Genomic DNA, 26,596 nt, shown 5'->3' on the forward strand with positions numbered 1-26,596 from the left:
TGCCCCGTATATGGTTTCAAGCTTCGCGTGATTTCAACAAAATGCTTGACGCCAGCAATTTTTTATTCCCCTCATAACTGAGAGGATTCACGGCAATAAGAGGGGGACTAGATGTCCGATCCTGTATCTGGCACTACGGTAGCGGCTGGTGGTCTGATGGGGGCCAGCATGTTCGGCCTGGCAACCGGCATAGATTACGGTGTGGTGTTTGGCGCATTCGCTGGTGCGGTATTCTACGTCGCTACGGCGGTTAATATCAGCCGCCTTAAGCTGGTGGGCTACTTCATCACCTCATTCATCTTCGGCGTTATCGGCGCTCCACTGCTTGGCTCTTACTTCTCCAAATGGACGGGGTATAGCGACAGGCCACTCGATGCGCTCGGCGCGGTAATCGTAGCCGCTATTGCTATTAAGCTGCTGACGTTCGTCAACAGTCAGGATTTGGGAAGCCTGTTTGGAATTCTCTCGCGTTTACGTGGTGGAGGGGCCAGCAATGGTAACAAGTGATCCAAGTGCGATGGCAAACGCAATTATCTCTGCTGTTATCGTTATTGCACTGATGTTCTACCAGCGCGGCGGGGCGAGACATCGCCCGCTGATATCGCTGATGGCTTATTTCACGGTGCTGGTATATGCCAGCGTCCCTTTCCGTTACCTGTTCGGCCTGTACCATGAATCACACTGGTTCGTGGTGCTGGTGAACGTCCTGATATGCGCCGCTGTTCTCTGGGCTCGGGGAAACGTAGCGCGCCTGGTTGATGCACTGAGGCACTAATGAACCAATCACAATTTCAAAAGGCGGTAAGTATCAGCCGAGCGATGGGCTTCGTGGCACTGACGTACTTCTGGGAACACATGACGGGGATGAAGAATGCAAACCAGTGATATAGGCCTTGCCCTAATCAAGCAGTTCGAAGGCTGCAAGCTCACCGCGTACCAGGACAGCGTCGGAGTGTGGACGATTGGCTATGGGTGGACTCAGCCTGTCGACGGCAAACCGATCCGCGCCGGGATGACGATTAAGCAGGAAACGGCAGAACGCCTGCTGAAGACAGGACTAGTCAGCTACGAAAGTGACGTGTCCCGCCTGGTTAAAGTCGATCTGACTCAGGGGCAATTCGATGCTCTGGTGTCTTTCACTTACAATCTCGGTGCCCGGTCTTTGTCAACATCTACGCTCCTGCGAAAACTCAACGCCAGTGATTACGCTGGCGCAGCTGATGAGTTCCTGCGCTGGAATAAAGCTGGTGGTAAAGTCCTGAATGGCCTGGCCCGTCGGCGCGAGGCGGAGCGCGCTCTGTTCCTTTCATGATTAGCGCGCTGGTTAAGCGTTACTGGATGCAATTGCTGGTAGTGGTCCTAATTGGTGTGTTGACGTTCTTCGTCAACCGATACCGAGACAATGCTATCACCTACAAAGACCAGCGCGATAAAGCCACCAAAGCTCTCAACCTGGCTAACTCCACGATCAAAGATATGCAGGTGCGCCAGCGAGATGTTGCTGCGCTGGATGCCAAATACACCGGAGAACTGGCTGATGCCAAAGCTACTATCGATCAGCTTAAGCGCGATGTTGCTTCTGGCAAGCGTCGGATGCAGCTCAACGCAAACTGTCCCGCGAACGGAACGACCAGCACCGGCGGCCTGGGCGATGCTACCGGCCCCCGACTTACTGACTCCGCTGAACGGGATTATTTCAACCTCAGAGAGCGAATCGTCACAGTGACGAAGCAGGTCGGCTATCTTCAGGAATACATTCGCACGCAGTGCCTGAAATAGTGAATACACCAATGCCTTAAGGATGTGCTAAAGAAAACCGCTTTTCTTCAGTTTTTTAGCCAATAAGTAATTAGTGATTGCTGCAAGAGAAATCCCAACAATCCACGGCACAGCTGAATCAAGCATTAGCGAGTTGTTCACGTTAATGCTGACGGTGATGCAGGCAAAGGTATTTGTTAAAACAAACCACGTAAAAAGAATCTGCTTCATTTGGTTATCTCCATGTGTTTCATCCCAGCAATATCCATCTACAAGCCAGCAAAAGCAAGTTGGCGCATAACAAAGCGTGGCAGACGAACTGTAAATAAGAATTATGCAGGGAAGTATCTCCCTGCATAAAAAGGCATCGCTGTTATTTTAAGTGCTTCACATGCTTGCAGAGATAGTTGTCAGTAAAGCTGCTATGGCTGGGTATATAGTAACGGCATTTGCAGTAAGTGTTGATACGGTTTCTAAACTCTCAAGAAAACTTGGGTTTTTTGTATCATTAAGAGATATTATTGCATTGCGCAATTTCGTACGCTGTTGATCATCTAACTCAAAGATTTCTATGTTGTCGTAAATTAATCTTTTGAGTTTGATTAATTCTTCTGAATCAGTATGAGCTGTTATATGTAAATCTTTAGAATGGAAGTTTTCAACGTTATCCACATAAAAAGCTGTTCCGTGACCATTTATGTGAGTTCCGTCTAGCTCAATGCCTTTGCTATTTTTAAATACTATTGCAGCTTTCTCTGTCATAAACCTCGCCCTCTCAGAAGAGTGTTTTTTGTTAACTACCTGATAATTCGAATGATTATATAGTTTATCAAAATGCATTTTTGCACTGGGTGAGTCAACGACATAACACATTCAACTAATCTTACACTCTTTATCAACTAAAACAGAATAACTAACGGAGAAATTATGCAGGTCACTATTGATGGTGTCCCGTATGCTCCCGCCTGCGCAATTTCATCGCGAATAGGCATTGCAATAACCTCGTACCAGCGCCCTGACGTTCTGAAACAAGCGCTCGTACAGCACATGAAACATCGGCCAGCCGGTGCGATGGTGGTTGTTATCGATGATGGTTCAAAACCTGCAGCGGTAGTGCCTGACGGCGTGCAGCTGCTTCGCCATGAAACATCACTCGGGATTGTAGCTTCGAAGAACGCCAGCCTGTCAGCCCTGATGGATGCCGGGTGCGAGCATCTTTTTCTGTGGGATGATGATGCCTGGCCCATCGCCGATAACTGGCATCTTCCCTACATCGAATCACCCGAGCCACACCTGGCTTACCAGTTCCTCGATCTTGCTGGCCAGAATAAGCTCAATGACCTTTCGGTGCTTTACCGTGACGATCAGCATGTGGCGTACACCGGGCAGCGCGGCGTGATGTTGTATTACCACCGCAGCGCCATCGAGAAGGTGGGTGGATTTGATCCGGTATACGGTCGCGGCATGTACGAACACAGCGACCTTGCCCTGCGCATTCATAACGCTGGATTGACTACGTGGGCTTATGCCGATGTGAAAGGCTCCGAAAAGCTGATCCATTCTCTCGATGAACATGAAGCGGTGGAACGTTCAGTACCGAGGCCCGACCGCCAGGCGCTGGTGGAACGTAATGTTAAGATCCACAACGAACGACGTGATACCGGCTTTACCGGTTACGTTGAATATCGGCGTCAGCGCGATGTGGTTATCACTACGTTACTGACCAGCCAGCCAGACCCGCAGCGCGGTAAGAAAATGGCGGCCGCACCTGACATGTTGACCAGGTGGGCTGCCTCGCTTCGAAATTGTGGCCGTATCGCACTGGTGGATGAACTACAGACGGCACCGGCAGACGTTGAGCTGTATCGCGTTCCTGACGTGAAGATGAATGTCTACTTCCGGCGCTGGCTTCACATCTGGCAGCATCTACGCGAACACCCTGAATACCGGTTCGTCTGGTGTACTGATGGTACCGATGTAGAAATGCTTCGCGCGCCGTGGGAAGAAATGGAGCCCGGAAAGGTATATGTCGGTTCTGAACCGAAAACCTACGCCGACACCTGGGCGAAACAGAATCATCCTGAGCGCATCTATCAGGAATTCATTGAAGCGCACCGCAATAATGTGATGCTTAATGCTGGTCTGCTGGGTGGCACCCGTGCTGATGTAATGGCGTTCGCTCACAGCATCATCCGTCTTTACTACCGGATCGAGAGCTATCGTTTTTGGAAGAAAGAACAGGCTGGCGCCACGGTGGGTGACATGCTGGCGTTCGGCATTGTTGCGCAGTCATTCGCTGAAAGGTTGGTCACTGGGCCATTGGTTCATACAGTCTTCAAAACTGATGGTATTGGAAAAGAAAACGCGTGGTGGCGTCATAAATGATGAGAGGTTTCTATGACTTTAGAGTATCGCATTGAACAACTGGAACAGAAGATGAAAGCTATTGAAGCCCGACACGCCTTGGAGGATGAAGAAATCGCTCGAGTAAAAGCGGCCATTTCACAGGCCGCAAAAAAAGGTATAGAGGATTTACTTATTGAGCAGCCGAAGTGATTCATTAAGAACATCTGCAACAGCGCTGTTTTGTCCAAATTTTTGGATGTTGTTATTGATTTCGCTCTCTATTGCAGCAATTTCGTTAGGGTGCATTTTCTGTACTAGTATTTTAATCAAATACTCTGCACCTCCCATGCGATATTGAAGTACCTGAATATCTTCTTTGATTTTGTCTATTTCATTTTGTGACACAAGCATTGTCCTTTTCAGAGGTAATCAACCATCCCTCTTTTTTTAAGTGCATCAGTGTCCAACCACTGATGGGCTGAACGTACACAATAAACAAGGCTAAAGCAAAGTAACATCCTGATATAAAGACAGTAGCCGCCTTCGTGCGGCTTTTTAATTGGAGATTCGCTGGTGGCTGAAGACATAAAGTTTGTGGTGGTCGGCCATCACACCCGCTTAGGACAAGCGCAACGTCTTGCCGCGTTGCTGAATGCTCATCTGCTTATTGATGACGGTGACCACGGTGCGAACTGGAATCATCACCGCGCGCTGCAATGGGCTGCTGAACAATCCTGTCGGGTAGTAGTGCTGGAGGACGATGCCCTGCCAGTCAGTGAGTTTATAGATCAGGTTGCTGTCTGGCTGGCGAGGTTCCCGTGTCACATGCTGAGTTTTTACCTCGGTACCGGGCGGCCTCCACAGTATCAAATGCAGATCGCTGAGCGGCTAATCGTGGCTGATAAGACACGCGCTGATTACATCACGCTGTCGAGACTCATTCATGGCGTTTGCTATAGCGTCCCGCCTGAGCATGTGCATCGCGTGCTATCCCGTTGGGATAACAGCAAGCCCGCCGATTACGCTGTGGGTGATGCTTGGGGCGGTTCAGTGGTCTATCCGTGTTACTCGCTGGTGGACCATGCTGACGGCGAACCGGTTGAGCGTCACCCTGACTCAGCGCCACGCACAGAACGCCGCCGGGCGTGGAGGTTAGCCTGATGCCTACGTTAATACCGAGAGCATGCCGCAAGCGTGGCTGCCCTGGCACAACCACAGACCGCTCAGGCTATTGTCCCAAGCACCTTAACGAAGGCTGGCAGCAGCATCAGCGAGGACAGAGTAGGCATCAGCGAGGTTATGGCAGCAAGTGGGACAGGCTGCGCCCAATCGTTCTCGACAGAGATAAACACCTTTGTCAGGAATGCCTGCGAAATGGAAGGTATACACCCGCTGAGACGGTGGACCACATCACCGCCAAAGCTAATGGGGGGACCGATGACCTGTCCAACCTCGAAAGCCTCTGCAAGCCTTGCCACAGGGCGAAGACAGCGGTCGAAAGACTCAAATGACATGAATTCTCATTTGAATCTACAGAGGGGGAGGGCGGGTTGAAAGTTCAGGAACGACGCGCCAAAGGACCGCCGCCTAACCTCTTTTCACATCGCCGCAGGTTAGAAATCTTTTTTATGGGGTCCCCCATTCGATGATTAATAGGAGTTTTCGATTATGTCTGGACCACCGAAAACCCCGACCCATCTACGTTTGGTGAGGGGTAACCCATCTAAACGCCCTATCAATGAGAACGAACCAAAACCCCCTTCAGGGGTACCCCCAACGCCGAAGCATTTCGACAAGCAGGGGAAATACTGGTTTAAACGGATGGCCGACGAGCTTGATGCTATCGGTGTGATGTCTCAGCTGGACGCCAGAGCCCTTGAGCTGCTGGTTGAGGCTTATACCGAATACAGGCATCACTGCGACACGCTTGAAGTTGAGGGCTACACCTACCGGACCGAAACGCAGAGCGGGGATGTGCTGATCAAGGCTCACCCCGCCGCCATCATGAAAGCTGATGCCTGGAAACGTCTGCGCGCCATGCTCGGTGAGTTTGGCATGACGCCAGCCAGCCGTTCTAAGGTGAATGCCAACGGTCCTGATGCGGTTGATCCGCTGACCGAGTTTATGAAAGCGAGGGATTAATGGCTAAGGTTGCAGAAGGCATCCGCTACGCCGAAAGGGTGGTGGCGGGGGAAATTATTGCCTGTGAATATGTGCGCCTTGCCTGTCAGCGTTTTCTTGACGATCTGGCAAACGGCGAAGAGCGCGGTATTTTCTTCAGTGAGCCGCGCGCGCAGCACATTCTGAATTTCTATAATTTTGTGCCTCACGTAAAAGGCGCGCTGGCAGGGCAGCCTATTGAGCTGATGGACTGGCACGTTTTCATCCTGATTAATATTTTTGGTTTCGTTATCCCGCTGGTTAACGAAGAAACGGGAGAAACCGTCTTGCGTAACGACGGCAGCGGTCGTCCAGTAATGGTTCGTCGCTTCCGTACAGCAGATGTTGAGGTGGCCCGTAAAAATGCCAAATCAACTCTTTGCTCCGGCGTGGGGCTTTATATGGCTGGTGCCGACGGCGAGGGCGGTGCGGAGGTTTATTCCGCTGCAACTACCCGTGACCAGGCGCGAATTGTTTTTGAAGACGCGAAGAATATGGTCAAGAAGGCGAAAGCCACTCTTGGGCGGATCTTCGAATTCAACAAGCTCGCTATCTACCAGGAGCAAACTGCCTCCAAGTTCGAGCCATTATCATCAGATGCGAACAACCTCGATGGTCTGAACATCCACTGCGCCATCGTCGACGAGCTGCATGCTCACAAAACCCGTGACGTCTGGGACGTTCTGGAGACGGCAACCGGCGCGCGTCTGCAATCGCTGCTTTTCGGTATCACCACCGCCGGTTTCAACAAAGAGGGCATCTGCTACGAATTGCGTGATTACGCCATCAAGGTGCTGCGTGGTCTGGTAAAAGACGATACGTTTTTTGCCATCATCTACACCTTAGATGAAGGTGACGATCCCTTTGATGAAAAAGTCTGGCAGAAGGCGAATCCGGGGCTGGGTATCTGTAAGCGCTGGGATGACCTGCGCCGCCTGGCTAAAAAAGCGAAAGAGCAGGTTTCGGCCAGGATTAACTTTTTCACCAAGCACATGAATATCTGGGTTACCGCTGAGTCGGCCTGGATGGACATGATGAAATGGGATAAATGCGAGTTTATCGCCCCGCTGCACGAGCTTAAAACCTATCCCTCCTGGGTGGGCGTTGACCTGTCAAACAAAATTGATATCTGTGCGGCCGCTAAAGTCTGGCGCGCACCGGATGGACATGTTCATGCGGATTTTAAATTCTGGCTACCGGAAGGACGCCTTGAGAAATGTTCACGCCAGATGGCAGAGCTTTATCGTAAATGGGCCGAGATGGATAAGCTGATCCTTACCGATGGGGATGTAATCGACCATGCTCAGATTAAGGAAGAGCTACAGGTGTGGGTTGCTGGCGAGAGTCTGAAAGAAATTGGCTTCGATCCGTGGAGTGCGACGCAGTTCAGCCTCGCTCTCGCAGAGGAAGGGCTGCCGCTGGTGGAAGTACCGCAGACGGTTCGCAATTTCTCTGAGGCCATGAAAGAGGTCGAGGCGCTGGTATACGGTGGCCGTTTCCATCACAGCGATCACCCGGTAATGAACTGGATGATGTCTAACGTAACCGTCAAACCCGACAGGAACGAAAACATTTTTCCGAACAAGTCCACACCAGAGGCCAAGATTGATGGCCCAGCGGCATTGTTTACTGCAATGAGCCGCGTTCTGGTTAACGGTGGCAACGACCAGCAGGATCTCTCCGGATTCTTCAATAATCCAATCATGGTAGGTTTCTGATGAAAAAAAACAAACAGCCAGGCAGGGTGAAAAGTGCCCTGCTTAACTGGCTCGGTCTGCCTATCAGCCTGACTACCGGCACGTTCTGGGAGGAATGGTTTGGTACCAGCAGCAGCGGAAAGGTGGTAACGGCCGATAAAGCCATCCAGCTATCGGCCGTGTGGGCATGCGTAAGACTGTTAAGCGAGTCCATTTCAACCCTTCCGCTGAAAATATACGTTCGACAGCCTGACGGTTCGCGTAAAGTGGCAACCAATCATCCGGCCTATTCGATACTTTGTCGCCGACCCAATTCAGAAATGACACCATCACGCTTTATGTTGATGGTGGTCGCCAGTATTTGTCTGCGCGGGAACGCCTTCATTGAGAAGAAATTCATCGCAAATCGCCTTGTATCGCTGGTGCCTTTGCTGCCGCAGAACATGGTGGTTAAACGTCTCACTACCGGGTCGCTGGAATACAAATACACCGAAAACGGTAGCGAACGCGTCATTTCCGTCAAAAATATCATGCACATTCGTGGATTCGGTCTGGATGGTGTTTGCGGCATGATGCCAATGAAAACAGGCCGCGATGTGATCGGGTCTGCAATGGCGGTAGAAGAGTCTGCGGCAAAAATATTCGAGCAAGGGTTACAAAGCTCTGGCTTCCTGACAGCGGAACAAGCATTAAATGATGAGCAGAGGGAAAGGCTCCGGGAGTACATGGCAAAGTTCACCGGTTCAAAGAACGCCGGAAAAATAATGGTGCTGGAGGGAGGGCTAAAGTACCAGGGCGTTACCATGAATCCTGAAGACGCCCAGATGCTGGAAAGCCGCTCTTTCAGTATTGAAGAAATCTGTCGCTGGTTTCGCGTGCCGCCTTTCATGGTTGGACACACCACAAAACAAAGCAGTTGGGCATCAAGCCTGGAAGGCATGAACCTGCAGTTCCTGACTCATACACTTCGACCACTGCTGGTGAATATTGAGCAGGAAATTGGCCGGTGCTTACTCGACAGTGACGATGAAGTGTTTGCAGAATTCTCTGTTGAAGGTCTACTGCGAGCGGATAGTGCCGGTCGCGCGGCATACTATACCAGCGCGCTTCAAAACGGCTGGATGTCCCGTAATGACGTTCGTCGTCTTGAGAACATGCCGCCGATTGAAGGGGGCGACATTTACACCGTTCAGCTCAACCTGACGCAACTGAAAAATCTCGAAAGCAGCAACCCTGCAGTTCAGGCCCTTGCCCTGCGAGAGCTGCATAACCACGTATTCCCCGACATTTCCTTTGAACAATCTCCGCTGAAACAGGCCGCTTAGGAGCACTTTCCTGATGAGCAAAAAACAACTTCCGGTAGCACCGGCGGGTCGCCCCTGCGCGCGCGTTACCTGTGAAACATTACCGTCTGCACTGGACCGCTGGGACGGTGGGATCAAAGCGGCAGGCACCGACGATAACAGCATTTCTGTTTTTGATGTTATCGGGCAGGACTACTGGGGCGAAGGGGTAACAGCTAAACGTATTGCCGGTGCGCTTAGGGCGATGAACGGCGCCGACGTCACGGTGAACATCAACTCACCGGGCGGAGACATGTTCGAAGGTCTGGCTATTTATAACCTGCTCCGCGAATACGAAGGCCGTGTAACGGTGAAGGTGCTGGGCATTGCCGCCAGCGCAGCCTCGATAATTGCGATGGCCGGGGATGATATTCAGATTGGCCGCGGTGCCTTTTTGATGATCCACAACTGCTGGGTATACGCGATGGGAAACCGCCATGACTTTGCTGAACTGGCACAGTCACTGGAGCCATTCGATACCGCAATGGCTGATATCTACGCGGCACGCTCCGGCCTTGATATGGCCGCTGTACAGAAGCTGATGGACGCGGAAAGCTATATCGGTGGCAGTGATGCTGTGGCGAAGGGACTGGCAGACAGCCTGCTTTCTGCTGATGCGGTCAGCGACGGCGACGAATCGCCTGCTGCCGCGCTTCGCAAACTTGATGCATTGCTGGCCAAGACCAACACACCGCGCTCTGAGCGCAGAAAACTCATTAAAGCCTTATCCGGTGGCATGCCTGGCGCTGTCACCACTCACGACGGTACGCCGGGCGCTGCCGAAGACATCAAACCCGAAACCATCAATTCACTTGAAAACGCCCTGGCGGCGCTAGTCAAATAAGGACCCTTTATGTCTGAAGTAAACGATATTCTGAAAAAAGTCACTGCCAGCATTGAAGAGGCAACCGGCAAGTTCAACGCGAAAGCAGAAGACGCGCTTAAGGAGGCGCAGAAATCCGGCAAGCTGTCAGAAGAAACAAAGGCAGCCGTTGATAAAATGGCTTCTGAGTTCAACGCCCTTCGCGAAGCAGAAAAAACGCTGAAGGCAGCAATGGGCGAACTGGAGCAACATGTCGCCCAGATGCCGCTGGCAAACGCGAAGCAGGTTGTTGAATCCATCGGTCAGCAGGTGATCTCCGCTGAAGCACTGAAAACATTCGCTGCAAGTGTTGAAGGAAATAAACGTGTCAGCGTTCCGGTAAAAGCCGCAATGATTTCCACAGATGTTCCAGGCAATATCGTCGCACCAGACCGTTTGCCTGGCATTGATGTTTCACCAAAACAGCGCCTTTTCATTCGTGATTTGATTGCGCCAGGCACTACTGCATCAAACACCATCTACTGGGTCCAGCAGACAGGCTTCACAAACAATGCCAAAGCGGTGGCGGAAAACACTACCAAACCGTACAGCGATATTGAGTTTGCAGAAAAAATCACACCAGTACGCACAATCGCACACCTGTTTAAAGCATCTAAACAGATTCTTGATGATTTTGCTCAGTTGCAGTCGCAGGTAGATGCAGAGATGCGCTTCGGCCTGAAATATGTAGAAGAGCAGGAGATTTTGTTTGGCGATGGCACTGGCGCGCATCTTGAAGGCATCATTCCTCAGGCTTCAGCGTTCAGCCCTGCATTCACCGTTGAACAGCAGAACGGGATTGACGATCTGCGTCTGGCAATGTTGCAGGCGCAGCTGGCGCGTTTCCCAGCATCCGGTCACGTGCTTCACTTCATCGATTGGGCGCGGATTGAGCTGACAAAGGACAGTCTGGGTCGTTACATCCTGGCTAACCCGGCGGGGCTGACTGGACCGACACTGTGGGGGCTACCGGTAGTTGCCACAGAAGCGGCAGCCTTCCAGGGTAAATTCCTGACCGGTGCTTTCAGTGCTGGCGCGCAAATCTTCGACCGCGAAGAAACGAATGTCGTTATTTCGACAGAGAACGCCGATGACTTCGAGAAAAACATGATCACCATTCGTTGTGAAGAGCGTCTGGCGCTTGCCGTCAAACGTCCTGAAGCGTTCGTGTATGGTTCGTTCAGCACTGGCGCAGGCAGTTGACAAACACTGCGGCCTCCGGGCCGCTTTTTACAGGTGGAATTATGAAATTAATCGCCCTAAAACCGATTTACTTCGCTGGTACTGTATTAATTGAAGGTAATCGACTGGAAACGCAGGAACAACATGGTCGCGAACTCATTAAAAAAGGTTACGCGAAGATCGACGAAACCGATAATCCTGAGCAGCCTGAGCAGCCTGAGCAGCCTGAGCAGCCTGAGCAGCCTGAGCAGCCTGAGCAGCCTGAGCAGCCTGAGCAGCCTGAGCAGCCTGAGCAGCCTGAGCCAAAAGTAGATAAAAAGGCGAAAAAATAATGCTCGATCTTGATGTGGTGAAACAGCACTGCCGCATTGATACCGATTTTTCCGGAGACGATGCCCTGCTGACTTTATACACCGGTGCGGCGGCGCGTTACGTCCAGACATGGACAAGGCGAACGCTCTATGAAAATCAAAGTTCCCCTGGCTACGCAGACGACCCGGACCCGATTCTTCTTAATGACGATGTGAAGGCGGCCATGTTACTGCTGATCGGACACTGGTACGCGAATCGTGAATCTGTCGTTATCGGTGAGACTGTGGCTCAGGTTCCTTTAGCTGTGGAATCTCTTCTTCAGCCTTACAGGATATATGGCCTATGAGTTCATTGCGTGCTGGCGAGCTTGATAAACGCATTGTACTTCAAAAACTCGAAAGTCAGCGAGGGCAACTGGGTGAGCCGCTTCCCGGGGAGCCAGCTGTGGTTGCTACTGTTTGGGCCAAGGCTGAGAATGTTTCTAACAGAAAAATCCGCACATTGGATCAACAACAGGTTGTTGAAACCTGGTTGTTCACTATCAGGGTGCGTTCAGACGTCCAGACTGACTGGAAAATAGCGTGGAATGAGGATGTCTATACCGTTCGCGCCGTTGACCGTAGCAAGTCGGATCGATGTGTAATAACGGCTGAACGGGATATACGACATGATAGAACAGGCAATTAAAATTTCGCTTGAGCGTCTTACCGGGATGGCTGTTTATCCTCTTCTGCTGCCAGACAGCGAGCAAAGCGGTATTACTTTCCAACGGATATCAGACCCGGAAATTGAAACCGGAATGGTGCGAACAGGACTTATTGCTGGCCGTTTTCAAATATCTCTGTACAAAGTGGATGATTATACCGGGCTGGTAAAACTGGATAAGGCTATCTGGTCTCACTGGAAAGGTATTGTCCACGGAGAGCTTGAAGGTTATCCGGTTCAGTACATTCAGCGTGGAAATATACTTCAGGACAAAACAACTCTTACCAGCAATAAGGTCCAGTACAGGCTTACCAGAGACTTCGTGCTTTATTTTTATGAGGAATCATCATGATCCGCATGGAAGTAAAAGGACTTCAGGAACTTGAACGTCAGCTGCTCGCCCTAGGTGAAAAGGTTGGTACTCAGGTTTTGCGGGATGCCGGGAAAGCTGCTCTTGAGCCTGTTCTGGAGGATATGAAAGCGCATGCTGGATATGACGAATCGGCAAAAGATGAGCACATGCGCGATTCTATAAAAATCCGCTCCTCTTCTTCGAAAGCTAAAGGAAATGCGGTTGTTTATCTCCGCGTTGGCCCGAGCAAAAAACACTTCATCAAAGCGCTGGCACAGGAGATGGGCACCGTGAAGCAGGTCGCCAGTCCCTTCATTCGTCCGGCGCTCGATTATCAGAAAGCAAAAGTTCTGCGCATCCTTGCGATAGAAATACGCGACCGCATTGAAAACCACCGGTAGCGCTCGCTGCCACCTTCAAAGAGAGAGAAATTATGGCTGATAAAACTTCGCCAGAGTACGCGATGCTGCCTGCTGGCACCATTGTTATGTGGGGTGCTGCGGGCAGCGACGTAGCAACAATGAAACCGCTCATCAACTGTAAAGCGCTGGGCGCTACAGGTCAGACTGGCAGTTTTGTGGACTGCACCACCCTGATTGATACCAGCAAACAGTTTATTTCCGACCTGCCTGAAGGCCCGGAAAAATCACTGGGCTTCATCGACGATCCGGCCAACCAGGACTTTGCCGATTTCCTCAACGCCGCAGAGAACCGTGAAACCGTACAGTTTTACGTTGAGCTGCCGAACGGGCGAACGGCAAACATGATCCTGGCCCTGTCTGGCTGGCAGATGAATGAAATCACCGCTCCGGCAAGTGAAGTCATTCAGATCACCGTTCAGGGTAAACAGAACAACATCGTCTGGGGTACGGCTGCAGGCAGCTGATCCATAACATTCTTCATTGGCCGCTTTCTGGCGGCCTTTAACTTTTTCATATTCAGGAAAAATTATGTCTACCATCGACGTCTCTGCTCTGAAATCAGCTCTGCTGAAACCTAAAAACGCAATTGTTACTGCCGAAATTTTTGGAACAACCGTTTATCTTCGCCGCATGACTGCAGGCGAACTCATTGATCATGAAGAAGCGCTGCGTGACAGCCAGATTGCCGAAGATGCCCGTAAAGCCTCAGAGCTTAGCGTGCAGCTGATTGTCGACTGCCTGGTTCAGCCTGACGGCAGCTCAATCGCAACGGAAGACAAGCCCACCGCAGCAGAACTGCTGCAGGCGCATGACAACGTGGCCCTGCTGGACGCTATTGCAACCGTCAAAAAACATGCCCTGGGCAAGCTTGAGGATGCGGAAAAAAACTAACCAGCTCGCCCTGGCTTGAGCTTATTTTCTGGCTGGCCGACCGCTGGGGCGAGCCCGATCCGTCAAAGATAGCTTCACTCCCGGTAGACACTCTCTACCACTGGCGCGCGTATTTCCTTCGTTCCGGTGCTATCAGCCGTCCTGGCGAGGAGAGTGGGCCACTTCCTGAAACCCCGCCTCCCGCTGTTGTCAGTAAAGTTGACGATCAGTGTGCGGCCGTAATGAGAGCCTTAATGTAATGGCTGACGTTGCCTCCCTTGCCGTCGGGCTGCATCTCAACGCAGCCAATTTTAAATCTCAGTTGATGGGTGCCTACGGTGATGCTGAGAACTCATCAAAGCGCTTCAACCGTAACGCACAGGAAGATGCTAAAAAGACAGATGAAGCTTATTCCCGGATGGGTAAAACCATTGCAGGTGTTGCTGGCCGCCTGGCAGGATTTGCCGGTGCCGGTTTATCACTTGGTGCCATCATTACTACCACGCGTGAATACGGGCAGGCCCTGTCCGATCTTTCTGCCATCACTGGTGCGACGGGAGCCCAGTTAAAGACGCTTGATGAAGCAGCTCAGGAAATGGGGCGAAGCACAGAATATAGTGCGAGCCAGGCGGTTGAAGCCCTGAAGTTGATGGCATCAGCTAAGCCTGAACTTCTTCAGACAGCAGATGGGCTTACGGCTGCGACAAAAAGCGCGCTTACACTTGCTCAGGCTGCAGGTTCAACATTGCCTGATGCAACCCGTACTCTGGCTCTTTCACTTAATCAGTTCGGAGCAGGTGCTCAGGAAGCTGACCGTTATATCAACGTGCTGGCAGCTGGTGCCAAGTTCGGGGCATCTGAAATTGCAGATACAGCCGCAGCCATCAAAAATGGCGGTGTGGCCGCTGCACAGGCAGGAGTCGGTTTTGAAACGCTGAACGCAGCGATTCAGGTTCTTGCAGAGCGTGAAATTAAAGGAGGTGAGGCAGGTACTGCGTTGAGAAACGTGATCCTGTCCCTTGAGAAAGGCACTGACAAAACACTGAAACCTTCAGTCGTAGGTCTCAGTGGCGCACTGGAGAACTTGTCGAAGAAAAATCTTTCTACCGCACAGGCTGTAAAACTTTTCGGTGTTGAGAATATCAATGCGGCCTCCGTGCTGGTGGACAATCGCAGCAAACTTGATGCATTAACACAGGCCCTCACCGGAACCCAGACTGCTCATGAACAGGCCGCTATTCGCGTGAATAACCTGAATGGCGACATCATGGGGCTGACCAGTGCGTTTGAAGGCATGATCATTAAGATAGGCCAAAGCAGTACCGGCCCACTGCGTTCAGGTATTCAGTCAGTAACCGATGGAATAAACCTGCTCACCGATAATTTCAATGCTGTTGCAAGCGTAGCCTTGTACACATTGATCCCCGTTCTCTCGACAAAACTAACTGCAGGTCTTCGCGAAAACGTAAGCGCCTGGCAACAAAATCAGGCAGCCGTAAAAGCTGCGGCTGCTGCCCAGGCTGACGGTGCACGCAAAACGCTTGAAGCAACTGCCGCCACACTTAAGCGAAATGATGCCGAGTTTGGGTACTACCGCCAGATGGAAAAGACCGCCAGGCAACAAGGCCTGAACGTTAATTACCAGGGCGAGTTTAACCGGTTAATTCGAGAAGAGACCGAGCAAACGAATCTGGCAACCCGGGCGAAAATGCAACTGGCTGCAGCAAATCGCCAGGTCTCAGTATCTGCGCGGGCTGCCTCGGTTGCAGTTGGGCTTGCCCGCGGGGCATTAGCACTGGTTGGTGGACCGTTCGGCGCTGCAATGCTGGCAGGTTCGGCGCTCCTGTATTTTCATCAGCAGGCGAAGGATGCCCGGCAGTCAGCAATTAACCTCAAGGATGCTGTAATTGAGACTACTGCTGCACTGATGCAGATGTCTGATAAACAGCTGGCAGTTAAGCAGATTGACCTGCAGGACCAGTATGAAAATCAGATCACCCAGCGTAACCAGCTGATCAAGGAGATTCAGGACGCAGACAGCAGGCTTGATAGCCTCGGTGGTTTTGACCCATTCCGACAGAAAAAAGGCGTAGAGGACAGCAAAAAACGCGCTGAAGCTGATCTCGAATCTGTGAATAAGGGGTTAGAAACAACACAGTCTAATCTTGAGAACGTCAGCAAGGCGCGATTTTTAGTCCAGACAGGGATTGCAGATCAAGCTAAATCGCTCGCTAATGACATCAAAACCATTACGGCTCAGACAGCGAAAGCCGGTGAAGGTGTTACCACGCCGTGGACTGGAGAAGATACTGAGAAAGCCAAAAAGGAAACGGTTAATCAGTACCTTCAGTTGCGCAGGGAAATCGAAGAAGCTCACGCAACCAGCCTTGGCAGAATCGACCTGCAGGAAAGGGCCAGCCGGGAAAAACTTATTGCCGCAGCTCGAAAAAATGGGGCAAGTGAGCAGGACCTGCAGCGCGCGCTGCTGATGAATACCGAGAACTACCAGAAGCAACGCACAGAACTTGTCGAGCAGTACTCACCCGCGCGCTCGGCAATCAATCAGGAAAAGGAAGCAAGTCAGGAGCTGAAGTCGCTTCTTGATGCCCGTCTGCTTACTGAAAAGGAGTATATGGCTGCGCGTGTCACCCTTTCACAGGAGACATCGCGAAAAATCCTACAGGCACAGGCTAATGCTATTTCAGCACCACGTCTTGAGCTTGCCGGGGACGTTGATCCACTTGCCCAGCAAAGGAATCAACTCGTACAGCAGCAAAGCCTGATCGAGACCTACTATCGCAATGGCGCTGTAAGCAAGCAGCAATACGAAATGCTTATGCAGAAGAGCAGTAAAGATTCTGCTGATGCACAGTATCAGACCGCGCTGGAATTATATCGCTCACAGAGTGACTTCAATAATCTGGCGATCGGCTTGGTTGAGGCTACCCGCGAGCGTACCACTAATGTCCTGACGGGGCTGCTGACCAACACGCAGACCTTTAAAGAGGGCATGATCAACCTCTTCTCCACGCTTACCCAGTCGATAATTCAAAACCTCGTCGATATGGCATCGCAGGCGCTGGTAACTAATACAATCCTGAGTTCGATTATGGGTGTTGGTTCGAGTGTGCTTGGCGGTGTAAGTGGAAGTACGGCAGGCAGCTCAGGGACAGCAATTGCCGATTACGGAAGCAATTTTCAGTTCAATGCTAAAGGCGGCGTTTATTCCTCCTCAGACTTAAGTGCCTACAGCGGTCAGGTTGTCGATAACCCTACTTTTTTCGCATTCGCGAAAGGGGCGGGAGTAATGGGGGAGGCGGGACCAGAAGCGATCATGCCATTGACTCGGGCAGCTGATGGTTCACTTGGGGTTCGCGCAGTGTCAGGGGGTAGCTCTGAAGGTGCTGCTCCTCAGGTATTCATCACTATCAATAGCGATGGCAGTACGGCATCGCAATCATCTGGTGGGCTGGAGAAATTCGGCAAAAGCGTAGGCAATTTTGTCAGAGATGAATACCGAAAGCTGATACAGGCTGATCTTCGTCCCGGAGGGGCAATCTGGAACAGTACAAACGGGAGGCGGTAATGGCGCTGGAAACTTTCAACTGGAGCCCTCGGGTAAATCCCTCTCAGGATGTCACCATGCGTACGCGTGAGGCGCAGTTCGGAGATGGTTATACCCAGACATCCGGCGACGGACTTAACCCACGCTCGCAAAGTTGGGATCTGACCTTCGTAGGTCTGGAACCCTATATCAAGTCTATTAAAGACTTTCTTGATCGCCATGAGGGAACAAGGGCGTTTGCATGGAAGCCGCCGCTTGAGGATTTGGGGCTTTATCGATGCAAACAGTACAAGCCCTCCCCAATGGGGGGAGGCAACTGGTCACTGACTGCTACATTCATCCAGGCATTTAAACCATGAGCTTAAACGCAGATTATCAGAAGCTGGAATCCGGAAACGATGTTCGTCTGATTGAAGTGGATGGTTCTTCCTTTGGGCTAACGGACGTTCTCCGCTTTCACAATTACAACATTCCCCACACAGAAGCGGAAATCATCGCCGCTGGTGGTGATGAGTCCAAGCTTCCGGCGAAACCAATCTGGTGGCAGGGAAATGAATACGCCGCCTGGCCGTATCAGCTGGAAGGTCTGGAGAAATCAACCAGTGGGAGCAATGCAACGCCTTCCCTGACGGTTGCGAACATCGAAAGCTCCATTTCTGCCCTGTGTCTTGCGTATGACGATCTGCTGCAGGCTAAAGTCACTATTCACGACACAAAAGAAAAATATCTCGATGCCAGAAATTTCACAGCCGGTAACCCTACAGCAGACCCAACTCAGGAAAAGTTGCAGGTCTGGTATATCGACGGGAAAACGGGCGAGCTTGCTGGTGAAACCGTTGAGTTTGTTCTGTCCAGCCCGATGGACCTGCAGGGGCAAATGATCCCGACGCGCCAGCTTCATTCCCTGTGTACCTGGTGCATCCGGAATAAATATCGCACCGGCGACGGCTGCGATTATGCCGGAACCCGATATTTCGATAAAAACAACAACCCGGTTAGCGATCCATCACTTGATGAATGCAACGGCACGCTGACGGCCTGCAAACTGCGTTTCGGCGAAGATAACGAGCTTTCGCATGGTGGTTTCCCCGGAACATCTTTGATCAGGAGCTGATATGCGTCAGAAAACCATCGATGCGATTATGGCGCATGCTGCAGCAGAATATCCTCGTGAGTGTTGCGGCGTGGTGGCGCAGAAAAGCCGAGTTGAACGTTACTTCCCGTGCCGGAATCTTGCCGCGGCGCCGGAGGAAAATTTTGTCCTTTGCCCCGAGGACTATGCAACCGCTGAGGACTGGGGAACGGTAATCGCCATCGCTCACAGTCACCCTGATGCCACGACGCAACCGAGCGAACTGGATAAAGCGCAATGCGATGCAACGCTTTTAACCTGGCACATCGTAAGCTGGCCGGAGGGAGATTTACGCACCATTCAGCCTCGCGGAGAATTGCCGCTGCTGGAGCGTCCGTTTGTGCTTGGCCACTTCGACTGCTGGGGGCTGGTAATGAGCTATTTCCGGCAAACGCATGGTATCGAGCTCAACGATTACCGTGTGGATTATCCCTGGTGGGAAAACGACTATCCGGACAACTTCTATCAGGATTGCTGGTACGAGTGCGGTTTCCGTGAATTTGACGGGCCACCGAAACCCGGCGATATGGTGATCATGCAGGTCCAGGCTGATAAGTGGAACCATGCGGGAATCCTGCTGGAGGGTAATATGCTGCTGCACCACCTGTACGGACATCTGAGCCAGCGCGTGCCGTATGGTGGCTACTGGCAAGAAAGGACGATGAAGATTCTACGTTACAAATCTCTGTGCTAACCTTTTGCAAAACCAAAGGGGATAGGGATATGAAAAGAATTTTAGTTTTTACCTCCATCTTAATGGTTGCTGGTTGTGCAACTAAGCCGGTGACAAATGAACAAGCACAGGATGTTCCTGCAAAACAGGTTATCAACAATACACTGTTAGTTAAAAAAGAAGGGACTGGTAAGGTAATAATCAAACGCGACTCTGGTTTTATGGGCAGCGCCTGCATGACCCGAGTTTATGTTGATGGCAAGGAGATCGCAGACTTAGACACAGCTCAAAAGGTAACGGTCTATCCCAAAATTGGAGATCATATCTTTAGCGCTTGGCCCAAAGGTATGTGTGGCGGAGGCATGAGCGAACAGTCGGGTAAGGTGACAGATACTGGAGTATTGATGTTTAGAGTTGGTTACGGAACCAACGGTGATTTTGGTATCTACCCTACAGCATTTTGAATACAACAATTATATATAACCTCGCTCAGGCGGGGTTTTTTATTTTTAAGAGGTTTATATGTCTGAAGTAATGACTCGAATTGAACTCGGCGGCGAACCCGGGAAAATATTTGGTAAAACTCATTGGCGACTTATCAGTAAAGTTTCTGAAGCAGGTGTAGCACTCGCAAAAACAATCTCCGGGTTTGAAAGTTATATGGTAAACAGCAAGCGTCGCGGGCTAACCTTTGCCATTTTTAAAGGAAAGAAAAACATAGGAGTTGATGACCTAGGGTTTCCGGTAACTGGTGAAGTGGTAAGGATTGTACCGGTTATCATCGGAAGCAAAAAGGCTGGTGTACTTCAGACAATATTGGGTGCTGTTATTGTTGCAGTAGGTGCCATTGCTACATTTGGTTTTGCCCAGGCTTGGGGTGTAAATGTAATGATGGCTGGTGGAGCTATGATTGCGGGTGGTGTTGTCCAGATGCTATCTCCTCAGCCAACCGGATTAGCCAGCAAACAAAGTGCAGATAACCGCGCATCCTACGCATTCGGTAGCGTGACAAACACCGCTGCTCAGGGCTACCCGGTACCGCTTCTTTATGGTCGCCGGAGAATCGGAGGAGCAATTATCTCAGCCGGAATTTATGTCGAAGATCAGCAGTAGATAACAATCCTTTTTTCAGGCCACCTTGGGGTGGCTTTTTTTATGGGCGCAATATGGCTACAGAAAAAGTGTTGAAGGGCCGCAAGGGCGGCAGTTCCAGTTCCCGAACCCCTACCGAACAGCCTGATGATCTGCAATCTGTAGCGAAGGCCAAAATCCTCGTTGCGCTTGGGGAAGGGGAATTTGCAGGGCAGCTAACCGGAAAAGATATCTATCTGGACGGAACGGCCCTGGAGAATGCTGACGGCTCCCAAAACTTCAGCGGTGTAACGTGGGAGTTTCGCGCGGGAACGCAGGCGCAAAAATATATTCAGGGTATTCCCGGTACCGAAAACGAAATCAGCGTAGGAACTGAGGTATCAAGCGCTACAGCATGGACGCGCACCTTTACCAATACGCAGCTTTCAGCAGTTCGCCTACGTCTGAAATGGCCCTCGCTTTTCAAACAGGAGGACGACGGCGATCTGGTGGGTTACTCGGTCAATTATGCGATTGACCTGCAGACGGACGGCGGCACATGGCAGACGGTACTCAATACCAGCGTTACCGGCAAAACGACGTCTGGTTATGAGCGCAGCCACCGTATTGATTTACCGCAGGCTGGCAGCACCTGGACAATACGCCTGCGTAAGATTACCTCTGACGCCAACAGCGCGAAGATCGGCGACACGATGACGCTGCAGAGCTTCACCGAGGTGATTGACGCCAAACTGCGCTACCCGAACACCGCGCTGCTCTACATCGAATTTGACTCAAGCCAGTTCAACGGCTCTATTCCTCAAATTTCATGCGAACCGCGCGGCCGCGTTATCCGCGTTCCAGATACCTACGACCCTGAAACTCGCACTTATAGCGGTACATGGACCGGTGCGTTTAAGTGGGCATGGACGGATAACCCTGCGTGGATTTTTTACGACCTGGTTGTTTCTGACCGGTTCGGCCTGGGGCACCGTTTGACCGCTGCGAATATTGATAAATGGACGCTTTATCAGGTTGCTCAGTATTGTGATCAGATGGTACCAGACGGCAAAGGGGGCAACGGTACCGAACCACGTTATACCTGCAACGTGTACATTCAGGACCGGAACGACGCCTACACAGTCCTGCGTGATTTTGCCGCTATCTTCCGTGGCATGACCTACTGGGGCGGGGATCAGATTGTGGCCCTGGCTGACATGCCGCGCGATGTTGATTACAGCTACACGCGCGCTAATGTTGTTGGCGGTCGCTTCACCTATTCGAGCAGCACCACGAAAAGCCGCTACACCACGGCGCTGGTATCATGGTCAGACCCGGGTAACGCCTACGCAGACGCGATGGAGCCGGTATTTGAACAGGCGCTGGTGGCGCGATACGGATTTAATCAACTGGAAATGACAGCCATCGGCTGCACCCGGCAGTCAGAGGCGAACCGAAAGGGGCGCTGGGGCATTCTCACCAACAACAAGGATCGCGTTGTTTCGTTTGATGTCGGGCTGGACGGAAACATTCCGCAGCCGGGGTACATCATAGCCGTGGCAGACGAGCTGCTTTCCGGAAAGGTTATGGGCGGCCGCATCAGCGCCGTTAACGGTCGGGTTATCAAACTTGACCGCGTGGCAGATGCAGCAGCAGGTGATCGCCTTATTCTCAACTTACCATCCGGAGTGTCGCAGAGCAGGACCATTCAGGTCGTAAACGGGGAATCAGTAACAGTCACCACGGCATACAGTGAGACGCCACAGGTCGAAGCTGTTTGGGTGGTTGAATCTGACGAGCTCTACGCGCAGCAGTATCGTGTTGTCAGCGTTTCCGAAAAGGATGATGGCACTTTCTCGATTACTGGCGCATGGCACGACCCGGATAAATATGCCCGCATCGATACCGGAGCCATCATCGACCAGCGGCCAGTGAGTGTGATCCCTCCGGGTAACCAGTCGCCGCCTGCTAACATCGTGATCAGCTCGTTTTCCGTGGTGCAGCAAAATATCAGCGTCGAAACGATGCGTGTGAGCTGGGACCAGGCGCAGAACGCTATCGCTTATGAAGCGCAGTGGCGCCGCAACGACGGGAACTGGGTTAACGTGCCGCGCAGCTCCACCACGTCATTCGACGTTGCCGGGATTTATGCGGGGCGCTACCTGGTGCGCGTGCGCGCAATCAATGCCGCAGAAATTTCATCCGGATGGGGCTATTCAGAAGAGAAAACGCTGACGGGTAAAGTGGGTAATCCACCGAAGCCGGTTGGCTTCATCGCTTCTGAAAACGTGGTATTCGGTATTGAGCTGAATTGGGGATTCCCGGCGAATACCGACGACACGCTGAAGACGGAAATTCAGTACAGCCTCACCGGGACCGAAGACGATGCGATTCTGCTGGCCGATGTGCCTTACCCGCAGCGCAAATATCAGCAGATGGGCCTTAAGGCTGGGCAGATTTTCTGGTACCGCGCGCAGCTGGTGGACCGCAGCGGCAACGAATCAGGTTACACAGAATGGGTGCGGGGACAGGCCAGCATCGATGTTTCCGACATCACAGATGTGATTCTGGAGGAGATTAAAGATTCCGACGTATTTAAGGATTTGATTGAGAATGCCGTGGCCAGCAGTGACAAACTGGCTGAACTGTCTGATGCGATTAAGGAGAATGCTGATGGTCTGGCGGCTGCGGTTGGCTCAAATAAGCAGACAGCGGAAGCCATTATCGGCAACGCGCTGGCCATTGCTGATGTCGTTGTCCGTCAGACGGCACAGCAGGGAGCCAACACTGCCACATTCGAACAGCTTCGGGAGGTGATTGCCACTGAGACGGAGGCGCGGGTTACTGATGTTACCCGTCTTGAGGCAAAAACTGCGCAGAATGAAGCCGGTATTACTGATGTTAGTCAGGCATTAGCGACGGAAACTGAAGCGCGCGCTTCTGCGGTAAGCCAATTGACTGCTGCCACGCAGAGCGCCTCTGATAAAGCTGATTCAGCTGCTGCAGTAGGTGCTCAGAATACAGCATCAATCACTGACCTTAGCCAGGTTGTCACAGACCTTGATTCCTCAATGGCATCACGTCTGGAAGAACTGGGTGCACAAACTGATACGGCCAGCGGCGGTATTCAGAACAATGCTATTGCGCTGATCACCAGTACGCTCGCGCAGGTTAATCAGCAAATCACACTCAGCGCGCAGTACGGAGATAACAAGGCCGCTATAGGTCGTATTGATAACGTCATGGCAAACGACAGGGAGGCAACGGCGCAAGCCCTGTTGAATGTCAAAACTGACGTCAACAATAACAGGGCATCCATCAATAGCCTGAGCCAGGCGGTTTCGAATTATCAGCAGGCCACGGCCACGCAGATAAATGCCATCACTGCGACCGTAAACGGGCATACGTCTGCGATAACCACGAATGCTGAGGCAATTGCGAACGTAAACGGCCAGCTCAGCGCGATGTACAACATCAAGGTCGGGGTAACGAGTAATGGGCAGTATTACGCCGCAGGTATGGGTATCGGGGTGGAGAATACGCCATCAGGGATGCAGTCTCAGGTAATCTTCCTGGCCGACCGTTTTGCCGTCACTACTCAGGCTGGTGGTACAGTTACGCTGCCTTTTGTGATCCAGAATGGGCAGACCTTTATCAACCAGGCATTCATCGGTACGGGGTGGATTCAGAACGCGATGATCGGCGATTACATCCAGTCCAACAATTATGTTGCTGGCACTGCAGGCTGGAAGCTTGATAAAGCCGGTACGTTCGAAAATTACGGCTCTACTGCGGGGGAAGGGTCTATGAAAGTTACCAACCAGACGATCAGTGTCAAGGACGCAAGCAACGTCCTGCGCGTGCAGATAGGTAGATTAACGGGGGTATTCTGATGGCTTATGGAGTTCAGACTTGGGACGGTTTAGGTAGACCCAATAACTACGGGATTAAGCCTGTATCTGTTGTCGGGCGAATTCAGCTCGCTTATACACAAAATACAGGTTCCTGGAGTTTTACTGTTCCGCCTGGCTACAAAGTTGGCTTTGTTGTTTCGCTCGACCAGGGCACTACCTCTGTTGGTCGACATATAGAGGCAACCGGCAATACTATTAACCTGACTCCAGCTAATTCATCTGGCATTGGTAATTACCCTTCTTCCGCCTGTGAACTCGTCGTTTTTATGGAGCCAGCATAATGGCTGATTATGGCGCTTATCTCTTAATGGACAATGGCAACCCTTTTGTGACGCCATACTCAACTCCTTTTTGCCTCTACAAACGGTCGGAAGTTGCCTCTAACACAAACGGCAGTGCGTCAGTTGAGATTCCTGTCGACCCATCATATCCGGCTATAGCTTTTTGTCGCGTGTCTGGGGCGTCTCAGGCTGTATATGTTGCGGTTCGCAGAAACGGAAACGTAATTAGCGCCTCCGCATCAACTCCCACAGGCTACACAGGTTCAAAATCATTCATCTTGACTGTGTATGTTTTCGCTGTGTTTCCTCAGTCTCTTCCACAATGGGGAATGGCAATCTGGGACGCAAGTGGGCGCGTGGTTCTCACTAATGAAAGTAGGGTATTGACGGACTTGATTACCGTGGGAACGCCAGGTGCAGGAGGCATTAATCTCGACGTTACTCTGAACGGTTCCTATGCCGTGGCCCCTGGAATCCTCGGCTCGTCGTTATGGCAAACGTCACAGGGTGGGCAGCCTGTGATTATCACTGTAACGGCATACACGGGGTGCTATTTCAACGGAAGCACGACAAGGATCTGGCCTGTTGGAAACCAGATTGCTGGTGGCACACCTGCTGGCGGAACAACAACAGGAATAGCGCTCACGGCTATTAATACTGCAGCATATGATTAACAGATCGTTTTTAGCGATCAATAACTAAAAATTGATCTATCAAATCAATTATACCCGCCAAGTTTGTATTGTTATCGTCTAAGCTACTGAATATCTCTGGAAACTATCAAAATGAACAAGCTAATTATATGCATGGCGGGCGGGTTGATGCTGTCTGGGTGCGCAGGCGTACTGGAGAAGCAGGAACCAATTTGCAGCGGCACGGCCATTGTAGGCGGTCAAACAAATACCGTTCAGATTTACGGTGTTCGTAAACAAAATAACCAGACGCAGTATCGAGCCGGTTATCCCTTTAACTGGCGTTGGGTAAGTGCAAATACATTCACTGGCACTACCTGTAAATAACCCATCTCATTCGAATAAAACCTCGCTCCGGCGGGGTTTTTTATTGCCTGGAGAAAATATGATTTATACCACTGGCACTATTGCCATCAGCGGAAATACCGTAACAGGTACGGGAACAAACTTTACTGCAGCTGGCTCGTTAATTCGTAACGGGTGTACCGTCATAGCACTGACCAGCCCGCCGCAGGTATTCCAGATTACCGCCATCGGCGGAGCAACTAGCCTCACCGTGACACCAGCGGCAAATCCTGCAATCCCTACGGGAACGAAGTATTCAATTTTGCTGAGCGACAGTCTGAGCGTAGATGGCCTTGCGCAGGATATCGCTGAAACCTTTACCATGTACCAACGTTACATGAGCGGGTTCGCTGATGTGATGAACGGGACCAGCGATGTCGTCATCGTGATTAATGGTACGTCTCTAAAAGTTCCGGGTCAGAAGTCACTGGCGAAAAAAGGTGATAATAACGACATCACAGGTCTTAATGCCCTTACAAAGCCGCTAAGTATTTCACAGGGGGGGACTGGTGATAAGACTGCTGCTGGGGCTGTGAATAATCTTGGTCTTGGAGCCGGAGCACCGGCGATCGGTATGCCTTTCTTCTGGCCTTCATCGGCGATGCCTAACACCGTCATGCCTGAATGGTCCGATATGGTGTTCCTCAAATATAATGGCTCATCTTTCTCTGCATCAACTTATCCCAAACTTGCTCTGGTAAACCCCAGCCTGATACTCCCCGATGTGCGTGGCGAATTTATTCGAGTCTGGGATGACGGACGTGGTATTGACAGTGGTAGAGCACTGTTAAGTGCTCAGAGCGATGCTCAGCAGGCAATAACAGGTCAGTTTCTTGATGCAACAATGGGCGCTAACGCATCTGCAGCAGGGGTATTTCAAATGACACAACTGGCCCAGTCGGGTCTTAGCACTG

32 protein-coding genes and 1 pseudogene are annotated in these 26,596 nt (G+C 51.4%); 30 read left to right on the forward strand and 3 right to left on the reverse strand.

The window, feature by feature from the left end; genetic code table 11:
- The first annotated feature begins 111 nt into the window (after positions 1–111).
- The 4 genes from ACMWKK_RS14940 to ACMWKK_RS14955 all read left to right on the forward strand — a co-directional run bounded on the left by ACMWKK_RS14940 (position 112) and on the right by ACMWKK_RS14955 (position 1,779).
- Positions 112–507: a phage holin family protein gene (locus ACMWKK_RS14940; RefSeq protein ID WP_022648767.1), complete on the forward strand. Its 396-nt coding sequence runs from the start codon at positions 112–114 to the stop codon at positions 505–507.
- Positions 494–775, forward strand: a complete 282-nt coding sequence (locus ACMWKK_RS14945) for a phage holin family protein (RefSeq protein ID WP_022648766.1) — start codon at positions 494–496, stop codon at positions 773–775. The genes ACMWKK_RS14940 and ACMWKK_RS14945 overlap by 14 nt, the downstream gene beginning before the upstream one ends.
- A gap of 96 nt (positions 776–871) precedes the next feature.
- On the forward strand, positions 872–1,312 hold the full coding sequence (locus tag ACMWKK_RS14950; protein ID WP_406542837.1) for a lysozyme: 441 nt from the start codon (positions 872–874) through the stop codon (positions 1,310–1,312).
- Positions 1,309–1,779 carry a lysis protein gene (locus ACMWKK_RS14955; RefSeq protein WP_077064562.1) on the forward strand — a complete coding sequence of 157 codons (471 nt, stop codon included), beginning with the start codon at positions 1,309–1,311 and terminating at the stop codon, positions 1,777–1,779. The genes ACMWKK_RS14950 and ACMWKK_RS14955 overlap by 4 nt, the downstream gene beginning before the upstream one ends.
- 27 nt (positions 1,780–1,806) lie before the next feature.
- Here the strand turns inward: ACMWKK_RS14955 and ACMWKK_RS14960 are convergent, their stop codons facing one another.
- Together ACMWKK_RS14960 and ACMWKK_RS14965 are read right to left on the reverse strand one after the other, a co-directional pair.
- Positions 1,807–1,989, reverse strand: coding sequence for a hypothetical protein (locus tag ACMWKK_RS14960; RefSeq protein WP_406542838.1), 183 nt, complete (start codon positions 1,987–1,989; stop codon positions 1,807–1,809).
- 156 nt (positions 1,990–2,145) lie between these two features.
- Positions 2,146–2,520, reverse strand: a complete 375-nt coding sequence (locus tag ACMWKK_RS14965) for a hypothetical protein (protein ID WP_406542839.1) — start codon at positions 2,518–2,520, stop codon at positions 2,146–2,148.
- Between the two features lie 165 nt (positions 2,521–2,685).
- On the opposite strand from ACMWKK_RS14965, the gene ACMWKK_RS14970 reads away from it, so the two are divergent.
- Positions 2,686–4,143: a glycosyltransferase family 2 protein gene (locus ACMWKK_RS14970; RefSeq protein WP_406542840.1), complete on the forward strand. Its 1,458-nt coding sequence runs from the start codon at positions 2,686–2,688 to the stop codon at positions 4,141–4,143.
- Positions 4,144–4,290: 147 nt separating this feature from the next.
- Here the strand turns inward: ACMWKK_RS14970 and ACMWKK_RS14975 are convergent, their stop codons facing one another.
- Complete coding sequence (locus tag ACMWKK_RS14975; protein WP_131825688.1) at positions 4,291–4,509, reverse strand: hypothetical protein; 219 nt, start codon at positions 4,507–4,509, stop codon at positions 4,291–4,293.
- Positions 4,510–4,674: 165 nt separating this feature from the next.
- Here ACMWKK_RS14975 and ACMWKK_RS14980 point away from each other — a divergent pair, with 165 nt between their 5' ends.
- From ACMWKK_RS14980 to ACMWKK_RS15100, 25 genes and pseudogenes are all read left to right on the forward strand, one after another.
- Positions 4,675–5,265, forward strand: a complete 591-nt coding sequence (locus tag ACMWKK_RS14980) for a hypothetical protein (RefSeq protein WP_406542852.1) — start codon at positions 4,675–4,677, stop codon at positions 5,263–5,265.
- Positions 5,265–5,615 (forward strand): HNH endonuclease, encoded by a 351-nt coding sequence (locus ACMWKK_RS14985; RefSeq protein WP_406542841.1) that lies wholly within the window; start codon positions 5,265–5,267, stop codon positions 5,613–5,615. Before ACMWKK_RS14980 ends, ACMWKK_RS14985 begins: the two co-directional genes overlap by 1 nt.
- Positions 5,616–5,772: 157 nt before the next feature.
- Positions 5,773–6,246 (forward strand): phage terminase small subunit P27 family, encoded by a 474-nt coding sequence (locus ACMWKK_RS14990; protein ID WP_077064161.1) that lies wholly within the window; start codon positions 5,773–5,775, stop codon positions 6,244–6,246.
- Entirely contained in the window at positions 6,246–7,982 is a 1,737-nt protein-coding gene (locus ACMWKK_RS14995) for a terminase large subunit (protein ID WP_077064162.1), read from the forward strand. The genes ACMWKK_RS14990 and ACMWKK_RS14995 overlap by 1 nt, the downstream gene beginning before the upstream one ends.
- Positions 7,982–9,286 (forward strand): phage portal protein, encoded by a 1,305-nt coding sequence (locus ACMWKK_RS15000; protein ID WP_406542842.1) that lies wholly within the window; start codon positions 7,982–7,984, stop codon positions 9,284–9,286. The genes ACMWKK_RS14995 and ACMWKK_RS15000 overlap by 1 nt, the downstream gene beginning before the upstream one ends.
- A gap of 13 nt (positions 9,287–9,299) precedes the next feature.
- Positions 9,300–10,148, forward strand: coding sequence for a head maturation protease, ClpP-related (locus ACMWKK_RS15005; RefSeq protein WP_077064164.1), 849 nt, complete (start codon positions 9,300–9,302; stop codon positions 10,146–10,148).
- Positions 10,149–10,157: 9 nt separating this feature from the next.
- Positions 10,158–11,369 carry a phage major capsid protein gene (locus ACMWKK_RS15010; protein ID WP_406542843.1) on the forward strand — a complete coding sequence of 404 codons (1,212 nt, stop codon included), beginning with the start codon at positions 10,158–10,160 and terminating at the stop codon, positions 11,367–11,369.
- Positions 11,370–11,410: 41 nt separating this feature from the next.
- Positions 11,411–11,680 carry a hypothetical protein gene (locus ACMWKK_RS15015; RefSeq protein WP_167513839.1) on the forward strand — a complete coding sequence of 90 codons (270 nt, stop codon included), beginning with the start codon at positions 11,411–11,413 and terminating at the stop codon, positions 11,678–11,680.
- Positions 11,680–12,006 (forward strand): head-tail connector protein, encoded by a 327-nt coding sequence (locus tag ACMWKK_RS15020; protein WP_077064166.1) that lies wholly within the window; start codon positions 11,680–11,682, stop codon positions 12,004–12,006. The genes ACMWKK_RS15015 and ACMWKK_RS15020 overlap by 1 nt, the downstream gene beginning before the upstream one ends.
- The gene (locus ACMWKK_RS15025) at positions 12,003–12,347 is read left to right on the forward strand and encodes a phage head closure protein (RefSeq protein WP_077064167.1); all 345 of its coding nucleotides are present in this window, start codon (positions 12,003–12,005) and stop codon (positions 12,345–12,347) included. The genes ACMWKK_RS15020 and ACMWKK_RS15025 overlap by 4 nt, the downstream gene beginning before the upstream one ends.
- Entirely contained in the window at positions 12,328–12,717 is a 390-nt protein-coding gene (locus tag ACMWKK_RS15030) for a hypothetical protein (RefSeq protein WP_063666303.1), read from the forward strand. Before ACMWKK_RS15025 ends, ACMWKK_RS15030 begins: the two co-directional genes overlap by 20 nt.
- Complete coding sequence (locus ACMWKK_RS15035; protein ID WP_063923370.1) at positions 12,714–13,118, forward strand: HK97-gp10 family putative phage morphogenesis protein; 405 nt, start codon at positions 12,714–12,716, stop codon at positions 13,116–13,118. Before ACMWKK_RS15030 ends, ACMWKK_RS15035 begins: the two co-directional genes overlap by 4 nt.
- A gap of 32 nt (positions 13,119–13,150) precedes the next feature.
- Positions 13,151–13,603, forward strand: a complete 453-nt coding sequence (locus ACMWKK_RS15040; RefSeq protein ID WP_406542844.1) for a phage tail protein — start codon at positions 13,151–13,153, stop codon at positions 13,601–13,603.
- 64 nt (positions 13,604–13,667) lie between these two features.
- Positions 13,668–14,030: a phage tail protein gene (locus ACMWKK_RS15045; RefSeq protein ID WP_048959839.1), complete on the forward strand. Its 363-nt coding sequence runs from the start codon at positions 13,668–13,670 to the stop codon at positions 14,028–14,030.
- A 238-nt stretch (positions 14,031–14,268) separates the two neighbouring features.
- A complete protein-coding gene (locus ACMWKK_RS15050; protein ID WP_406542845.1) occupies positions 14,269–17,595 on the forward strand; it encodes a phage tail tape measure protein in 3,327 nt (1,108 codons plus the stop codon).
- Positions 17,595–17,933, forward strand: a complete 339-nt coding sequence (locus ACMWKK_RS15055) for a phage tail protein (RefSeq protein ID WP_048959837.1) — start codon at positions 17,595–17,597, stop codon at positions 17,931–17,933. The genes ACMWKK_RS15050 and ACMWKK_RS15055 overlap by 1 nt, the downstream gene beginning before the upstream one ends.
- The gene (locus ACMWKK_RS15060; protein WP_077064169.1) at positions 17,930–18,688 is read left to right on the forward strand and encodes a phage minor tail protein L; all 759 of its coding nucleotides are present in this window, start codon (positions 17,930–17,932) and stop codon (positions 18,686–18,688) included. The genes ACMWKK_RS15055 and ACMWKK_RS15060 overlap by 4 nt, the downstream gene beginning before the upstream one ends.
- Before the next feature lies 1 nt (position 18,689).
- A complete protein-coding gene (locus tag ACMWKK_RS15065; RefSeq protein ID WP_077064170.1) occupies positions 18,690–19,400 on the forward strand; it encodes a C40 family peptidase in 711 nt (236 codons plus the stop codon).
- 29 nt (positions 19,401–19,429) lie between these two features.
- On the forward strand, positions 19,430–19,843 hold the full coding sequence (locus ACMWKK_RS15070) for a lipoprotein (protein WP_047174732.1): 414 nt from the start codon (positions 19,430–19,432) through the stop codon (positions 19,841–19,843).
- A gap of 58 nt (positions 19,844–19,901) precedes the next feature.
- Positions 19,902–20,492, forward strand: a complete 591-nt coding sequence (locus tag ACMWKK_RS15075) for a tail assembly protein (RefSeq protein ID WP_406542846.1) — start codon at positions 19,902–19,904, stop codon at positions 20,490–20,492.
- A 53-nt stretch (positions 20,493–20,545) separates the two neighbouring features.
- Positions 20,546–24,343 carry a phage tail protein gene (locus tag ACMWKK_RS15080; RefSeq protein WP_406542847.1) on the forward strand — a complete coding sequence of 1,266 codons (3,798 nt, stop codon included), beginning with the start codon at positions 20,546–20,548 and terminating at the stop codon, positions 24,341–24,343.
- Positions 24,343–24,645, forward strand: a complete 303-nt coding sequence (locus tag ACMWKK_RS15085; protein WP_406542848.1) for a hypothetical protein — start codon at positions 24,343–24,345, stop codon at positions 24,643–24,645. Before ACMWKK_RS15080 ends, ACMWKK_RS15085 begins: the two co-directional genes overlap by 1 nt.
- Positions 24,645–25,319: a hypothetical protein gene (locus ACMWKK_RS15090; RefSeq protein WP_077064173.1), complete on the forward strand. Its 675-nt coding sequence runs from the start codon at positions 24,645–24,647 to the stop codon at positions 25,317–25,319. Before ACMWKK_RS15085 ends, ACMWKK_RS15090 begins: the two co-directional genes overlap by 1 nt.
- Before the next feature lie 111 nt (positions 25,320–25,430).
- Complete coding sequence (cor, locus tag ACMWKK_RS15095) at positions 25,431–25,664, forward strand: phage exclusion lipoprotein Cor (protein ID WP_077064174.1); 234 nt, start codon at positions 25,431–25,433, stop codon at positions 25,662–25,664.
- 58 nt (positions 25,665–25,722) lie between these two features.
- Positions 25,723–26,596, forward strand: a pseudogene (locus ACMWKK_RS15100) (hypothetical protein); the annotation flags it as partial.

It is taken from the genome of Enterobacter sp. 01-M-03-SI-ECC (genome assembly GCF_047530215.1).
Taxonomy (GTDB): domain Bacteria; phylum Pseudomonadota; class Gammaproteobacteria; order Enterobacterales; family Enterobacteriaceae; genus Enterobacter; species Enterobacter chengduensis.

Bases quoted from the DNA above. Each gene is read 5' to 3' on its own strand.
- ACMWKK_RS15075 (WP_406542846.1), top strand. From the start codon at position 19,902: ATGTCTGAAGTAATGACTCGAATTGAACTCGGCGGCGAACCCGGGAAA.
- ACMWKK_RS15045 (WP_048959839.1), top strand. From the start codon at position 13,668: ATGTCTACCATCGACGTCTCTGCTCTGAAATCAGCTCTGCTGAAACCT.
- ACMWKK_RS15035 (WP_063923370.1), top strand. From the start codon at position 12,714: ATGATCCGCATGGAAGTAAAAGGACTTCAGGAACTTGAACGTCAGCTG.
- ACMWKK_RS15030 (WP_063666303.1), top strand. From the start codon at position 12,328: ATGATAGAACAGGCAATTAAAATTTCGCTTGAGCGTCTTACCGGGATG.
- ACMWKK_RS14940 (WP_022648767.1), top strand. From the start codon at position 112: ATGTCCGATCCTGTATCTGGCACTACGGTAGCGGCTGGTGGTCTGATG.
- ACMWKK_RS15080 (WP_406542847.1), top strand. From the start codon at position 20,546: ATGGCTACAGAAAAAGTGTTGAAGGGCCGCAAGGGCGGCAGTTCCAGT.
- ACMWKK_RS14960 (WP_406542838.1), bottom strand. From the start codon at position 1,989: ATGAAGCAGATTCTTTTTACGTGGTTTGTTTTAACAAATACCTTTGCC.
- cor (WP_077064174.1), top strand. From the start codon at position 25,431: ATGAACAAGCTAATTATATGCATGGCGGGCGGGTTGATGCTGTCTGGG.
- ACMWKK_RS15015 (WP_167513839.1), top strand. From the start codon at position 11,411: ATGAAATTAATCGCCCTAAAACCGATTTACTTCGCTGGTACTGTATTA.
- ACMWKK_RS15050 (WP_406542845.1), top strand. From the start codon at position 14,269: ATGGCTGACGTTGCCTCCCTTGCCGTCGGGCTGCATCTCAACGCAGCC.
- ACMWKK_RS15010 (WP_406542843.1), top strand. From the start codon at position 10,158: ATGTCTGAAGTAAACGATATTCTGAAAAAAGTCACTGCCAGCATTGAA.
- ACMWKK_RS14965 (WP_406542839.1), bottom strand. From the start codon at position 2,520: ATGACAGAGAAAGCTGCAATAGTATTTAAAAATAGCAAAGGCATTGAG.
- ACMWKK_RS15020 (WP_077064166.1), top strand. From the start codon at position 11,680: ATGCTCGATCTTGATGTGGTGAAACAGCACTGCCGCATTGATACCGAT.
- ACMWKK_RS14970 (WP_406542840.1), top strand. From the start codon at position 2,686: ATGCAGGTCACTATTGATGGTGTCCCGTATGCTCCCGCCTGCGCAATT.
- ACMWKK_RS15085 (WP_406542848.1), top strand. From the start codon at position 24,343: ATGGCTTATGGAGTTCAGACTTGGGACGGTTTAGGTAGACCCAATAAC.
- ACMWKK_RS14950 (WP_406542837.1), top strand. From the start codon at position 872: ATGCAAACCAGTGATATAGGCCTTGCCCTAATCAAGCAGTTCGAAGGC.
- ACMWKK_RS15005 (WP_077064164.1), top strand. From the start codon at position 9,300: ATGAGCAAAAAACAACTTCCGGTAGCACCGGCGGGTCGCCCCTGCGCG.
- ACMWKK_RS14995 (WP_077064162.1), top strand. From the start codon at position 6,246: ATGGCTAAGGTTGCAGAAGGCATCCGCTACGCCGAAAGGGTGGTGGCG.
- ACMWKK_RS15090 (WP_077064173.1), top strand. From the start codon at position 24,645: ATGGCTGATTATGGCGCTTATCTCTTAATGGACAATGGCAACCCTTTT.
- ACMWKK_RS15070 (WP_047174732.1), top strand. From the start codon at position 19,430: ATGAAAAGAATTTTAGTTTTTACCTCCATCTTAATGGTTGCTGGTTGT.
- ACMWKK_RS14990 (WP_077064161.1), top strand. From the start codon at position 5,773: ATGTCTGGACCACCGAAAACCCCGACCCATCTACGTTTGGTGAGGGGT.
- ACMWKK_RS14985 (WP_406542841.1), top strand. From the start codon at position 5,265: ATGCCTACGTTAATACCGAGAGCATGCCGCAAGCGTGGCTGCCCTGGC.
- ACMWKK_RS15025 (WP_077064167.1), top strand. From the start codon at position 12,003: ATGAGTTCATTGCGTGCTGGCGAGCTTGATAAACGCATTGTACTTCAA.
- ACMWKK_RS14955 (WP_077064562.1), top strand. From the start codon at position 1,309: ATGATTAGCGCGCTGGTTAAGCGTTACTGGATGCAATTGCTGGTAGTG.
- ACMWKK_RS15065 (WP_077064170.1), top strand. From the start codon at position 18,690: ATGCGTCAGAAAACCATCGATGCGATTATGGCGCATGCTGCAGCAGAA.
- ACMWKK_RS15060 (WP_077064169.1), top strand. From the start codon at position 17,930: ATGAGCTTAAACGCAGATTATCAGAAGCTGGAATCCGGAAACGATGTT.
- ACMWKK_RS15040 (WP_406542844.1), top strand. From the start codon at position 13,151: ATGGCTGATAAAACTTCGCCAGAGTACGCGATGCTGCCTGCTGGCACC.
- ACMWKK_RS14945 (WP_022648766.1), top strand. From the start codon at position 494: ATGGTAACAAGTGATCCAAGTGCGATGGCAAACGCAATTATCTCTGCT.
- ACMWKK_RS15000 (WP_406542842.1), top strand. From the start codon at position 7,982: ATGAAAAAAAACAAACAGCCAGGCAGGGTGAAAAGTGCCCTGCTTAAC.
- ACMWKK_RS15055 (WP_048959837.1), top strand. From the start codon at position 17,595: ATGGCGCTGGAAACTTTCAACTGGAGCCCTCGGGTAAATCCCTCTCAG.